Consider the following 12,306-nt stretch of genomic DNA (forward strand, 5'->3'; position numbering starts at 1 on the left):
TGCTTTGTATTGCACTTACTTTTAAAAACTCAAATAACAAGATTAAAAATGAATCGAAAATCCTTTTTTATTACGCTGTTCCTTCTTTGCTTGAACTATTTTGAAGTTTCTGCTCAGGAATCTTCAGTAAATCTACAGCAAAAACTAACCGAATTATTTCCAAAAGCCATTATAACGCGAATCGATAACTTAGAAAATTATACCGAATCGTACCAACTTATTTTAGACGAACCTCTTGATCATAAACACCCAGAAAAAGGCACTTTTCAGCATTATATTTATTTGTCACATTTAGGTTACGATAGACCGACTGTAATTGAGACTCATGGTTATAATACAGAAAATATTAAAAGCGAAGTGAGCAGTTTATTGCAGGCCAATCAGGTTGCTGTTGAATATCGTTTTTACGGAAAATCAAGATCAAATCCGATTCAATGGGAATATTTGACGAATGATCAAGCTATTGAAGATTATCATAACATTGTTACGAAACTGAAAAAAATATACACAGGAAAATGGATTTCTACCGGAATCAGTAAAGGAGGGGAAACGGCTTTAATTTATAAATCAATCTATCCAAACGATGTTGATGTGGCAATGCCGTATGTTGCACCGCTAATTAATACCTGCGAAGATCCGAGAACTATAGTGCATACAAGAACCGTTGGAACGCCTGAATGCAGAGCAAAAATAACAGCGTTTCAAAGAGCTCTCTTGCAAAATAGAGAAGCTGTCTTAGACGTTTTTAAAGGTTTTTCAGCTGAGAAAAAGATGCAATTTACGGAAGTTCCTTTCGCGGAAGCGTTGGAATATGCTGTTCTAGAATTTCCTTTTTCGTTTTGGCAATGGGGTGGCAAATGCGATGAGATTCCGCCAGTAAACGCTTCAGCAAAAGAGCTTTTTGATTATTTGAATAAAATTGTTGGAGTAGGAACTTACAATGATAAAATGTCATTTGTCTATCTGCCGTCTTATTATCAGCATTTATGCGAATTAGGTTATTATGGTTTTGATCTTGAACCTGTTGCCGATTTGTTAACTATTGTCAAAAGCAGTTCTAATGCACGATTTGCACCAAAAGACGTTACAATAAAATATAATCCAAAGTATATTAAGAAAGTGCGCAAATATGTTGAAAACAAAGGCGATAAAATACTTTACATTTATGGAGGCTATGATACTTGGTTTTCGTGTTCTCCAACTCCGAAGCCTAATGTTAACGCTTTAAAAATGGTGCTTCCAGAAGGAAGTCATTCAACCAGAGTCAAAAATTTTCCTGAAAATGATCAAAAACTGATTATGGATACATTAAAAAAATGGCTCGATTAGAAGGCTCAAAAAAATTACTAATTGCGTTTTTGTTTCTAATAATTTCTGTCAAGTGGCTTTCCCATAACAGATTTTTTTTAAGGCTTATTCGCAATAAATTTGAAGAAAGAAAGTTACATTGAGATAATATTAACACGTTTTAGCATGAAATGTGGTCTGTTAATCGAATTTTAACATATAATATTGTAGTTTTCAGATATTTATAATATCTTTAACTTATGATATGGGAATTGTATAAGATTTGTGTATAATTTTGCAACAGAAAAAATTATCAATGACCCCAAGTCATAACTATTAACTTAACATTTTGCCTGGTATGAGAGTATTTTTATTGGCACTGCTTTTTTCCTTAAGTTCGTTTACCTCATTAAGTATGTGGGACGAAGATGAAATTTTAGATGAAGTTGAATTTGCGAGACTCAATGAGCACGTAAATGAAATAAAGGCTTTTACAGCATCAAATCACAAGTATAACAATAAAATTGCTTTTCTTGTGGACATGAAAATTAAATCTGGGAGAAATCGCTTTTTTGTTTACGATCTTCAAAATAATCAAATTCTCGATCAAGGTTTAGTGGCACACGGAAAAGGTTCTGAAACTGGAATAAAAGGAGACATCTTACAATTTAGTAATGCTCCGGAATCTAACTGCACTTCACTTGGAAGATACTCTGTAGAAAAACCATACAAAGGTGTGTTCGGAAAAGCTTTTAGATTGGCGGGATTAGACGAAACGAATAATAATGCCATGAAACGTGCCATTGTATTGCATTCTTATAAAGAAGTCCCATCTGATGAAAAAGAGTATTATATCATTAACAGTCACGGTTGTCCAATGGTTAATCAAGAATTTTTAACTAGACTTTCAAAATATATAGAAAGTTCAAATTCTAAAATCTTATTGTCTGTTTATTATTAAATAGAATCAGCAAAATATAAATAAAAAGAGAGCCTAGGCTCTCTTTTTTATATCAACACATTAGATTTTACATTTTTTGCTTACCCCAATTATTACCGCTTTCTATATAAAAGCCTGTTATTGGCTATAAATTAGGATAAACTTAACTTGTCTGATAAAACTTATAAAAGATACAAGTTGTAAATTAGTAGAATAGTAATTAAAAGTTTATTTTATGAAAGCAGTACGTTTTTTTGGGCACAAAGATGTCCGCGTTGTTAATGATATTGAAAGACCTGTTCCTAAAGGTGATGAAGTTTTGTTAAAGATTGGCGGAGCTGGTGTCTGCCACTCAGACTTGCATATTATAGATGAAGGGACAGTAGTGGGAACCGTTTTTACGTTGGGACATGAAAATGCTGGATGGATAGAAGAAATTGGAGAGAATGTCGAAGGGTATAAAAAAGGAGATGCAGTTTTAGTTTATGGTCCGTGGGGTTGTGGACATTGCAAACCTTGCCAACAGTCCAAAGAAAATTATTGTGATCATCAATCTGAACAGGCATATGGTGGCGGACTAGGACTGGACGGCGGTATGGCCGACTATATGCTCGTGCCATCTTCTAGACTTTTGGTGCCTATATTTGACTTAGATCCTGTTATTGCAGCGCCGTTAACAGACGCTGCGCTTACACCTTATTCTGCGATAAAACGTTCTCTTCCTAAATTAATGGCTGACGAATATGTGGTAGTAATTGGTGTTGGGGGATTAGGTCATGTTGCTTTACAGATATTGCGAGAAATAAGCGGAGCCGAAATTATTGCTTGCGATGTAACAGAAGATAAATTGGCTTTTGCTAAACAATTGGGCGCAGCTTATGTAATTAATTCTAAAGATGCTGATGCGGCAGAACAAATCCAGAAGATCACGGGAATCAAAAAAGCTAAAGTGGTTCTAGACTTCGTAGGAGCAACTTCTACCATAGATTTGGGAACAAAAGTAGTGAGTCTTGACGGAGATCTTACCATTGTTGGCCTTGGCGGAGGGCATTATCAATACAGCATGAATGGTTTGCCTTTTGGGGTAAGCATGACGAATCCGTACTGGGGATCAAGAACAGAACTGATGGAAGTTGTGGGTCTGGCAAGACAAAAGAAAATCCATATCGAAATTGAAAAACATAAACTTGATGATGCCAATGAAGTTTACGATCGAATGAGACAAGGTAAAATAAAAGGCAGAGCCGTCTTAGTGCCTTAAAATTTATAAAGCAAATAAATCCCGTTCTCAGAGACGGATTTTTGTTTGTTAGAATAATAGTTTGCAGATTAAAAAATATCAATATATTTGCGCATCAGATCAAACAAATGAAAAACATCATTAACATCGCGGTTATTATTATCATTATTATCATTCGATAGTGGTGAAGGGATGTTATATAAATAAGTGAAAATAAATTTAGAAAAACCTCCCCTCAGCGGAGGTTTTTTTGTTTACAGCAAGTATGAAAAATTCAATTCAGAATAGCATTATTATTTCAATTATCATTATTCGCATCACATGACGAGTCAGGATTCTATTGTCTATTCATAAAAGCCTTTCTCAGTCAAAATGTGAAAGGCTTTTTTATTTCTCAGCAACTCATTCAAACACAAATAAAAATCAACAATGAAAAACGAATTTACTCTAACCATTTATTCAGAAGATCAAATCAGATTAATAAGCAAATTATCGAGTATGTTTTTAAGAAAACAAATTCAGATTTTGAGCCTTAATATGTCTATTTGCGAAATAGAAAATATGTATAGACATACCATCGTAATAAATGGAACGTTGGATCAAGTCATCAATTTAACTGCGCAAATAGAGAAAGTCATTGAAGTTTATAAATGCTATTATTCGTTGAATGAAGAGATTGTTTTTAAACAAACCGCATTATTTAAAATTCCTACCGCATTAGTTATGCAAGACCCAGAAACGGAAGTATTATTTAAAGAAAATGACCTTAAAATTTCAGAAATTCAAAAAGAGTATACTGTATTACAAGCCACAGGAACAGATGAAGAAATAGTATACTTGACTGAAAAATTAAAGCCGTTAGGATTAATTGAATTTGTGAAAAGCTCAAGAATTGCTCTTTCAAAATCGGATAAAGGTTTTTGTGTATAAATTAAAGAATAACGGAAGACCTATTGTTGTCTGTTTCTGTTTTTTCTAATGTAAAAGCTTTGTTTTTCTTCAATATTTCTTACTTTTAATAGTCATTACTAAAGCAGATAGCGTATGATTTCAGGTACAAAGCGGTTATTGTTTTTTTTCTTGTTGATTTTGGTTTTGATAAAACCCTTCACAGCAGAAGCACAGCTTTTAGGAGGCGCAAAGACTACAACAGAAGAGCCAGTTAAGATTCCAGATGATTCACTAGGAAGAAGGACGCCTCAAGGAACCGTCAACGGATTCATCAAAGCACTTGGCGATCAGAATTATCTGCGTGCAAGCCAGTATCTTGTTCTAAGCAAGCGTTCTTACCGTAAAACAGCAGAAAGAATACAGATAGCAAAAACTTTTCAGCAGTTACTGGATCAAGGAGGTAATTTCTCGCCATCATCTATTCTAAGCAATAAAGAATTAGGACGTTTAGATGATAATCTTACAACAGGCATAGATTTGGTTGGAAATATATCTACAGATAAAATAGACATCCAGCTTTATTTGGAAAATCAGTCCGATGACAACGAACCTGCACTATGGCTTTTTTCTGCAGAAACGGTAGAAGCAATTCGTGCCGCAGATGTTAGCGGAGAAAAAACATTCTTAGATAGAGTTTTGCCTAAATTTTTGATAGAAAGAAAATTAGGAAATGTTCCTATTGGGCATTGGGGAGTCGTGGTAATCATGTCAGTTGTCACGTACCTGCTTTCTAGGCTGCTCATTTTTGTGCTCATTTTTCTGATTCAAAAAATATGGAAGAAAGCAGATACTGAAAAAGGAACTGCGATTATAGATGCATTTACACTGCCAGTTCAGATGTATTTGACGGTAATTTTGTTTGTAGCTTCGACCCAGCGAATGGGAATTTCAATAATTGTCCGTCAGCGATTTAGCATTATAATAATTACGATTGGAATTGTAGCTTTTTTAATCTTGCTTTGGCGAATGACCGATTTTGTCAGCATGTATACCCGAAGCAGAATGAACAATCGAGGACGTGCTTCTGCAGTATCTGCAGTTTTATTTTTGAGTCGTACTATGAAAGCGGCGATTGTAGTAATCGGAATCATTGCCTTATTAGGAATTATTGGAGTTGATGTTACGGCCGGTCTTGCTGCGCTAGGAATTGGGGGGATTGCATTGGCGCTGGGAGCACAAAAAACGATAGAAAACTTTGTGGGAAGCGTAAGCCTTATTGCAGACCAGCCATTGCGTGTTGGCGATTACTGCCGAGTTGATGATATAAAAGGAACCGTAGAGGCTATAGGTATGCGCTCTACAACATTGCGTACTGCAGCGCGAACTATTGTCACAATTCCAAATGGACAATTATCGGCTAGTAAAATAGAGAATTATGCACATCGCGACCGTTTTATTTTCAATCCGATTTTAGGTTTTAGAATGGAAACAAGTCCAGATCAGATGCGTTATCTGCTTGTAGAAATAAAATCTTTGCTGTATGCACATCCCGCTGTTTTAAATTCTCCTCCAATTGTTCGTTTTACTGGTATCACAGCTGACGCTTTAAAGGTCGAGATTACCGCTTATATTGAAGCTGTAAATTTTGAAACATCGCAAGAAGTCCAAGAAGATCTTTTATTGCGAATGATGGATATTATAGAAAAAAGCGGTACAGCTTTGGCTTATCCATCACAGACGCTTTATATGACAAGAGATACTCCTGTTTCTGATGAAAAAAGAAATGAGGTTGCAGAAACAGTTAAAAAATGGAAAGAAAGTAATGAGTTACAGCTTCCGAAATTTGACCCAAAACGTGTGGAAGAATTGAAAGGAAGTATAAAATACCCTGACGACGGTAGTTTTAATCCTGAAGACCGGGAAACTTTATTATAAAAGAAATGAGCTTCAAATTTTTTGAAGCTCGTTTTATTTTATGAGAAATATAAATTAACCTTTAGATTCTCTCACAATTTCCATATTTCCATCATCTTGTTTTACAATTTTCCAGTCTGGATTTAGTTCTATTTCATAAAATTCGTTTATAACTTTTCTCCCTTCAATTTTGGAGGGAAGCGGAAAAACAAAATACGTTTTCCCTTCTTTATCATAACTCAAAATGCCAGCTTTCCCCAATTGATTTTTACCTTCAATTGTGGTAAAATTGCCAAAGTTGTTTCCTGATTTATCTCGTCCTTTAATACTAGAATACACAATTCCTTTTTCATTTAAAGTTAGCGTTCCATTCATATTGAAAGTGCGTCCATAATGTTCAATATCGGTGAGTGCGACCTTTAAAGTTGGTTTAGTCAAAAGCAGATCACTGTAATAAACAATTAGCTTTTTTTGTTCTTCGGCTCGAGCAATTTCTTCTTTGTTTATTTCATCAAAATTATTTCTGGATTTTACTAATTCTAATTGCCTTTTATTGATAGTTAATTTTGATTTTAAAATCATAACTTCATAAATATCAGTAAAATTATAAACATTATCTAAACCTTTTCTCCAAGCTATATGTAAGTAATCAAAAAGCAATCCATAAGCTGGACCCGTGGCATAAGGAAAAGGTCTAGTGTAGGTTTTAGCTTGTTCCCGCTGATTAATTTCTTCTATTGCCTTTTCATATTTATTGTCATAAGAAGAGAGAACAAAACCAGTATAATTTGCCAAGCCTTCCAAAGTTTCAATTTCCAATTCATCATTCAAATATTTTGGATACTGCTGTTGTCTTTCTTTTCTAAAAATTACAGCATCTTTCAAATAATTTTGAACCTCATTCATTTTTCTTTTTTCGATTACCGCTTTCAAAGCATTTTTTAATGCCTGATATTCCAAACGCAATAAAATACGTGCATTGGTTTCGTCGAGATACTCAATCGGATTTCCGTTAAACTTTCGGGATTTCATTTGCAGTAAATGGAATAATTCATGAATAATCGTAGCACCTTTATCGTCTAGATAATTATTGAGAACAGTTGCATATTCTTTCCCTTCATATTTCTGAGTGGTATTAACAAAAACAAGCGAATTAGGTTCCATAGTTTTAGAAAATAAAATACTATTGTCGGTTTTGCTATTAGGTAGCTTTACCAAACTATAAATTGAATTGTCAAAGTCGATTACAATGATGCTGTCGTTCCAGATTCGTTTTCCCCAAAGCTTCCCATTATCTTTTTCTAAAAGTTCTTTTGCTTCCAAAAGGCAAGATTGAATATTTTGCCTGTTTTTAAGAGCTTTTTCTGATTCTTGGGCAGTAGTAAATTGCAGAATGGTGATGAAGATCAGCAATAAAAAATTTTTTTTCATTTCCGATTGATTTAAGATTTCGGAAACAAAATTAGATTGGACAATTTTGAAAATCAGTTATGCAGAGGTTGAATTTGGGACTAATCCCAAGGATGATTTTTCAGTTTAGCAGCCAGTTCATGACGGTTTGCAACATCCAATTTAGCATAAAGATTTCGAATATGTGTTTTTACCGTACTCAGCGAAATAAAAAGTTCATCAGCGATTTCTTTGTTTGCTTTATCTTCTAAAATGAGCTTGGCAATTTTTTCTTCCTGATTGGTCAGAGTTAAATTTGAAACCCCAAATTGATTTTGTTTTGGCTTAAGCAATTTTAATCGTTTAAACTGTAAAGCTGAAATAACAGCCAAAACCAATAGTAGAAAAACTAAAAAGTAATTCAGCGTTCGCTGAAAGGCATATTTTTGCTGTAAAATGACATTAGAAATTTTTGAAAGTTCGTCTTGATATTGAAGATAGTATGATGCCTCACCATAATAGTTTTTCAGTGAGTTTGAAACAGCATCGTAAAACGCTTCATCTTTTTCAAAATCGTTTTTAATGTTATAATCATTTCGTTTAATGTCCGAAAAAGCCAAAAGTTTGAGCAGAGGATGTTTTATGCTTTTCTCGGTATATGATTTTACTTTTTCTGCAAAATCATTTACGGCCTGTTGCTGCGCTTCCTTGTTTTTGATTTGAGCATTATTTTTCTCTAACTGTGCTTCAAAAGATTTTAATTTTCCCCATTCTTTATCGGCCAAATTACTGTTTTGGGATCCGCTAAACCAATTGTTGCCAGATTTTGGAAAATAGATCGTATCTTGATTAGAAAAAATAAAGTTATGATAATTGCTTTTCTCATTATCGCTAACCAATTGCAGTCCTTTGATCGTATTGATATTGGAATGGATGCGGTACAGTTTGTCTTTTTCGGATAAAAGCTGTCCTTTAAATTCAAAATAACCATTTTCATCTGTTTCTGTTGAAAAAAGAATCTGATTTTCGGTAATCATAGTTTCTTCATCATATTTCAGCAGACTTAAATAAACTGTTTTGTTTTTCTGCTCAGCATCAATATATCCCGAAATCTTGTACTGTCCGTAGCAAGTCGGAAAAGAAAAGATGATAAAGATTACTAAGAATAAAATCTTAATTGTTTTTTCTTTTGGCATTTTAAATCAGTAATAGAAAAGCTTATCAATGATTAAAAATACGAAAAAAAGATTACGGTTAAAGATTGGTCTTTTAATTATGCAAGCATAGCTATTAGCATTTAAAGCTTAGGCGGAACCAAATTGTCTAAATCTGATAGACGATAGAATTTAAGATCATTCAATTTCATGTATTTGCAAATGAATTCTAAAGTTTCTATTTTGACTTGATAGTTTTCAGTAATTTCTTTTACAGGTTTATGTCCGCATAAAAGCAGAATTTTATTGTTCTTTTTGGCGTAATCTAATAATTCAAGTACATACGGAATGCTGAAATGAATATGGCTGTTGTCAATATCAAAAGCAAATACAATTTTTGAATTATTGAAGTAACTGTCCTGTTTCTCTGGAATTTCACCGCCAAACGCTCTTCCTCTAATAATTTTGAACAGAGGAGATAAAGCCTGATCTAACGAATCTGATCTTTCTCCGTACGGATATGCAAAAGAAGTAACGTTGAAACCTTTCTTTTTCATGGAAACAATCATAGGATCGATTTCTTGTTTCAGGTATTCTTTAACGCTAAATTGCTTGGTAAACTTAACAGCATTGTAATGATGATAACCATGACCGGCTATTTCATGGCCATATTTTTGCATTTCTAAAAGCGTTTTAATTTCAGGTGCTCCAATAGAATCTATTCGGCAGACGTTAAAAGTAGCCTTCCAGGAATACTTTCGTAAAGCTTGGTCTGCTTCAGACCATTCATCAACATAAGCATCATCAAAAGATAAAATTACACCGGCTTTATATGCTGGTTTTGGCGCTGGATTCTGTTTTTTATTTTCACAAGAAAATAAAGATAAGAACAATAAAAATAATACAGTTTTAGTAAAAAGTCTTCTCATAGATTTTTGATGCTAGCGAATGAGATTTAGAATATAATTTTACTCAAAATTAAGGATTTTTCTTATAATAAATATTATCATTCAAAATAAAAAGAAGATTTTTTAGATTCTCGTAGTTACCCATTTTTCAAACCTTCCGTGATGACTGATTGAAACATCTTGAAGTGATTGCGATATTTTTAAATACGGAATACCATTTTCATCCTTTATTATTTTTCCTCCCTCAACTTCAATTATATTCTTTATGTTTTTTAGATTGTTTACTGCAATGGTATGAATGCTTTCAAAAGAAAATATACTTTCGGTATAATATACATTTTCGTTACAGCAGACCTTTCCAAAAGCTTGATTGGCGTTTATAAAATCCAAAGTGCAGGACAACTTTTTCGGGCTATATTCCCTTATTTTGGTCTGCCGATTATAAATTTTATAAGCGGCCTCTTTCATGCTCCATAAAAGCCAAACCATAATTTCAGGCTTATCATAATCTTTTATATACTGCTGTTCTTCGGCTATAAAAAGCTTTTCTATAAAACCTTTTCTTTGCCAATTGCTTTCTATACGCGACTGGGCAAGATCTATAATGTCATTGCCAATCATTTTTCGGCAAGTTTGGTTTCAATGATTTCAACAGCAGTTTTTACATCGAGCATGCGTTCCATATCTGCATTATCGATCACGACATCAAAATTTTCTTCAATGTCCAGCACAATATCAACCAAATTGGCCGAATTGATATTCAGATCTTTAATAAAATCCGTTTCTTCAGTAAGATTTTCAAAAGCTTCTTTGTTAGTTGCAAAAGGTTTGATAATTACTTTTAATTCCTTGATAAGTTCGGTTCTGTCCATATTAGTTTTCAAATTTTTTAAATAATATACATGCATTTACATCGCCAAAACCAAAGCTGGCTTTTGCAATTATTTTTGGGTTGATTTTTATAGTTTCTAAAAGCACTTTTGACGGGTCAATAAGCGCCGCAATTTCAGGATGAAGATCAGAACAGTTTGCATTTCCAAATAAAAATCCTTCATGTAATTCTAAAACCGCAGCAACACTTTCGATACTTCCAGAAGCACTCAAACAATGCCCAGTTAAGCTTTTTAGAGAATTAATGTATGGGAAATCATTACCGTTACGGTTCAATGCTTTTGTCCAATTCTCAATTTCAAGACTGTCTTTTGTTGTGGCTGTCAAATGTCCGTTGATAGCATCAATTTCATTTGGATGGATTCCAGCATTTTCGATAGCCGTTTTAATGCATCTTTGTACCGCTGTGCTGTTGGGAGCGGTCATAGTTCCGCCCTCTCTTTGTCCGCCAGAATTAACATTTCCGCCCAATATCTCGGCATAAATTACCGCTCCTCGGTCTAAGGCTGTTTCCAAATCTTCAATAACAAAAGCGCCAGCACCGCTTCCAGGAACAAATCCTGCTGCCGAAGCACTCATGGGTCTTGAACCTTCTTCGGGTTTATCATTAAATTTGGAAGAACAGACACGAAGCGCATCAAAACCGCCCCAGATATAAGGACCACTATCAGATGTGCTTCCAGCCAAAATTCGTTTTGCCTGCCCAGATTGTATTCGATCATAAGCCATCAAAATAGCTTCAGCCCCAGTCGTACAAGCCGAAGAATTGGTTGTAACTTGATTCCCTAATCCGATTTTGCCGCCAAGATAGGCGCTCACACCGCTGTTCATAGTTTGTGCAACAACAGTGCTCCCTAATCTCCGTACTTGCAGTTCATCAATTTTATAAATGCTTTCGCGAAATTTATCTATTCCTGATGTTCCTGAGCCAAAAATAGCACCGCTGTCCCAATCCGGATTTTCATTTAATGGCAATCCTGCGTTATGCCAAGCTTCTAAGCCTGCAATAACGCCATATAATATTCCTGTACTGTTAAATCCGCGGAGTTCTAGTTCTGTAAAATATTGCGCTTTCAGTTCCTCAGTTATTTGGGGCTGACCTGCAATCTGACAAGAAAATTGCAGTTCTTCAAGCTGAGCATCATGTCGAATACCAGAAATGCCGTTTTGCAGCGCATGAGTAAATGCAGGAATTCCAACACCATTTGGCGCAGCAACTCCAAGACCTGTTATTACAACTCGCTTTTTCATAATCTTTTTGTTATCATTCCAGCCAGAACACCTCTGCAAACTTCTTGTCCAGCTTCGTTTTTCATTACTGCATTGCATTTTAATTTTCCAAAACGAAAGAACAATTTCTCAGAAGTTACTGTTACTTTTTCATTTGGATAAACAGGTTTCAAAAATTCCATGTCGGCAGAAGTAAAAGCGATTACGGTATTTTCTCCCAAATCATTTCCTAAAAGAAATATTCCTAAGCAAACCATTCCGATCTGTGCCATCGTTTCAGTCAGAATAACGCCAGGAGTCACAGGATTATCTCTAAAATGCCCTTTATAAAAGTCGAGATTTTCGCTAAAGGTGTACGTTCCTGTCACGCCGTTTTCGTCAGCATAAAGCAATTCATCCACAAACAAAAAAGGTTCGCTGTACGGAAGCTGCGCGATAATATCATTTAATTTCATAAACTTT

Annotated in this window: 12 protein-coding genes; 5 read left to right on the top strand and 7 right to left on the bottom strand. The window is 34.5% G+C overall.

Going from position 1 to position 12,306, the window contains the following annotated elements; genetic code table 11:
- Positions 1 to 48 precede the first annotated feature (48 nt).
- From GR162_RS09020 to GR162_RS09040, 5 genes are all read left to right on the top strand, one after another.
- Positions 49 to 1,329: a S28 family serine protease gene (locus GR162_RS09020; RefSeq protein ID WP_160781871.1), complete on the top strand. Its 1,281-nt coding sequence runs from the start codon at positions 49 to 51 to the stop codon at positions 1,327 to 1,329.
- 316 nt (positions 1,330 to 1,645) lie between these two features.
- A complete protein-coding gene (locus tag GR162_RS09025) occupies positions 1,646 to 2,248 on the top strand; it encodes a murein L,D-transpeptidase catalytic domain-containing protein (RefSeq protein ID WP_162927221.1) in 603 nt (200 codons plus the stop codon).
- A gap of 214 nt (positions 2,249 to 2,462) precedes the next feature.
- Positions 2,463 to 3,488 (top strand): NAD(P)-dependent alcohol dehydrogenase, encoded by a 1,026-nt coding sequence (locus tag GR162_RS09030; protein ID WP_160781872.1) that lies wholly within the window; start codon positions 2,463 to 2,465, stop codon positions 3,486 to 3,488.
- A 408-nt stretch (positions 3,489 to 3,896) separates the two neighbouring features.
- On the top strand, positions 3,897 to 4,397 hold the full coding sequence (locus GR162_RS09035) for an acetolactate synthase small subunit (RefSeq protein ID WP_160781873.1): 501 nt from the start codon (positions 3,897 to 3,899) through the stop codon (positions 4,395 to 4,397).
- Between the two features lie 114 nt (positions 4,398 to 4,511).
- Entirely contained in the window at positions 4,512 to 6,293 is a 1,782-nt protein-coding gene (locus tag GR162_RS09040) for a mechanosensitive ion channel family protein (RefSeq protein ID WP_160781874.1), read from the top strand.
- Between the two features lie 54 nt (positions 6,294 to 6,347).
- On the opposite strand, the gene GR162_RS09045 is transcribed toward GR162_RS09040, so the two are convergent.
- The 7 genes from GR162_RS09045 to GR162_RS09075 all read right to left on the bottom strand — a co-directional run bounded on the left by GR162_RS09045 (position 6,348) and on the right by GR162_RS09075 (position 12,299).
- Positions 6,348 to 7,703, bottom strand: a complete 1,356-nt coding sequence (locus GR162_RS09045; RefSeq protein ID WP_160781875.1) for a hypothetical protein — start codon at positions 7,701 to 7,703, stop codon at positions 6,348 to 6,350.
- A gap of 80 nt (positions 7,704 to 7,783) precedes the next feature.
- Positions 7,784 to 8,857: a response regulator transcription factor gene (locus GR162_RS22345; protein ID WP_305069195.1), complete on the bottom strand. Its 1,074-nt coding sequence runs from the start codon at positions 8,855 to 8,857 to the stop codon at positions 7,784 to 7,786.
- 101 nt (positions 8,858 to 8,958) lie between these two features.
- Positions 8,959 to 9,744 (bottom strand): polysaccharide deacetylase family protein, encoded by a 786-nt coding sequence (locus tag GR162_RS09055; protein WP_160781876.1) that lies wholly within the window; start codon positions 9,742 to 9,744, stop codon positions 8,959 to 8,961.
- 102 nt (positions 9,745 to 9,846) lie between these two features.
- Entirely contained in the window at positions 9,847 to 10,344 is a 498-nt protein-coding gene (locus GR162_RS09060; protein WP_160781877.1) for a 4'-phosphopantetheinyl transferase superfamily protein, read from the bottom strand.
- Complete coding sequence (locus GR162_RS09065; RefSeq protein WP_008469108.1) at positions 10,341 to 10,595, bottom strand: acyl carrier protein; 255 nt, start codon at positions 10,593 to 10,595, stop codon at positions 10,341 to 10,343. Before GR162_RS09065 ends, GR162_RS09060 begins: the two co-directional genes overlap by 4 nt.
- Before the next feature lies 1 nt (position 10,596).
- Positions 10,597 to 11,865 (bottom strand): beta-ketoacyl synthase, encoded by a 1,269-nt coding sequence (locus GR162_RS09070; protein WP_160781878.1) that lies wholly within the window; start codon positions 11,863 to 11,865, stop codon positions 10,597 to 10,599.
- The gene (locus tag GR162_RS09075; protein WP_160781879.1) at positions 11,862 to 12,299 is read right to left on the bottom strand and encodes a 3-hydroxyacyl-ACP dehydratase FabZ family protein; all 438 of its coding nucleotides are present in this window, start codon (positions 12,297 to 12,299) and stop codon (positions 11,862 to 11,864) included. The genes GR162_RS09070 and GR162_RS09075 overlap by 4 nt, the downstream gene beginning before the upstream one ends.
- Between the last annotated feature and the right edge of the window lie 7 nt (positions 12,300 to 12,306).

Origin of the sequence: Flavobacterium sp. HBTb2-11-1 (assembly GCF_009826975.1) — a bacterium.
Taxonomy (GTDB): Bacteria; Bacteroidota; Bacteroidia; order Flavobacteriales; family Flavobacteriaceae; genus Flavobacterium.

What these genes read in the sequence shown, in the direction of transcription:
- GR162_RS09020 (WP_160781871.1), top strand. Translation starts at nt 49, where the DNA reads ATGAATCGAAAATCCTTTTTTATTACGCTGTTCCTTCTTTGCTTGAAC.
- GR162_RS09025 (WP_162927221.1), top strand. Translation starts at nt 1,646, where the DNA reads ATGAGAGTATTTTTATTGGCACTGCTTTTTTCCTTAAGTTCGTTTACC.
- GR162_RS09030 (WP_160781872.1), top strand. Translation starts at nt 2,463, where the DNA reads ATGAAAGCAGTACGTTTTTTTGGGCACAAAGATGTCCGCGTTGTTAAT.
- GR162_RS09035 (WP_160781873.1), top strand. Translation starts at nt 3,897, where the DNA reads ATGAAAAACGAATTTACTCTAACCATTTATTCAGAAGATCAAATCAGA.
- GR162_RS09040 (WP_160781874.1), top strand. Translation starts at nt 4,512, where the DNA reads ATGATTTCAGGTACAAAGCGGTTATTGTTTTTTTTCTTGTTGATTTTG.
- GR162_RS09045 (WP_160781875.1), bottom strand. Translation starts at nt 7,703, where the DNA reads ATGAAAAAAAATTTTTTATTGCTGATCTTCATCACCATTCTGCAATTT.
- GR162_RS22345 (WP_305069195.1), bottom strand. Translation starts at nt 8,857, where the DNA reads ATGCCAAAAGAAAAAACAATTAAGATTTTATTCTTAGTAATCTTTATC.
- GR162_RS09055 (WP_160781876.1), bottom strand. Translation starts at nt 9,744, where the DNA reads ATGAGAAGACTTTTTACTAAAACTGTATTATTTTTATTGTTCTTATCT.
- GR162_RS09060 (WP_160781877.1), bottom strand. Translation starts at nt 10,344, where the DNA reads ATGATTGGCAATGACATTATAGATCTTGCCCAGTCGCGTATAGAAAGC.
- GR162_RS09065 (WP_008469108.1), bottom strand. Translation starts at nt 10,595, where the DNA reads ATGGACAGAACCGAACTTATCAAGGAATTAAAAGTAATTATCAAACCT.
- GR162_RS09070 (WP_160781878.1), bottom strand. Translation starts at nt 11,865, where the DNA reads ATGAAAAAGCGAGTTGTAATAACAGGTCTTGGAGTTGCTGCGCCAAAT.
- GR162_RS09075 (WP_160781879.1), bottom strand. Translation starts at nt 12,299, where the DNA reads ATGAAATTAAATGATATTATCGCGCAGCTTCCGTACAGCGAACCTTTT.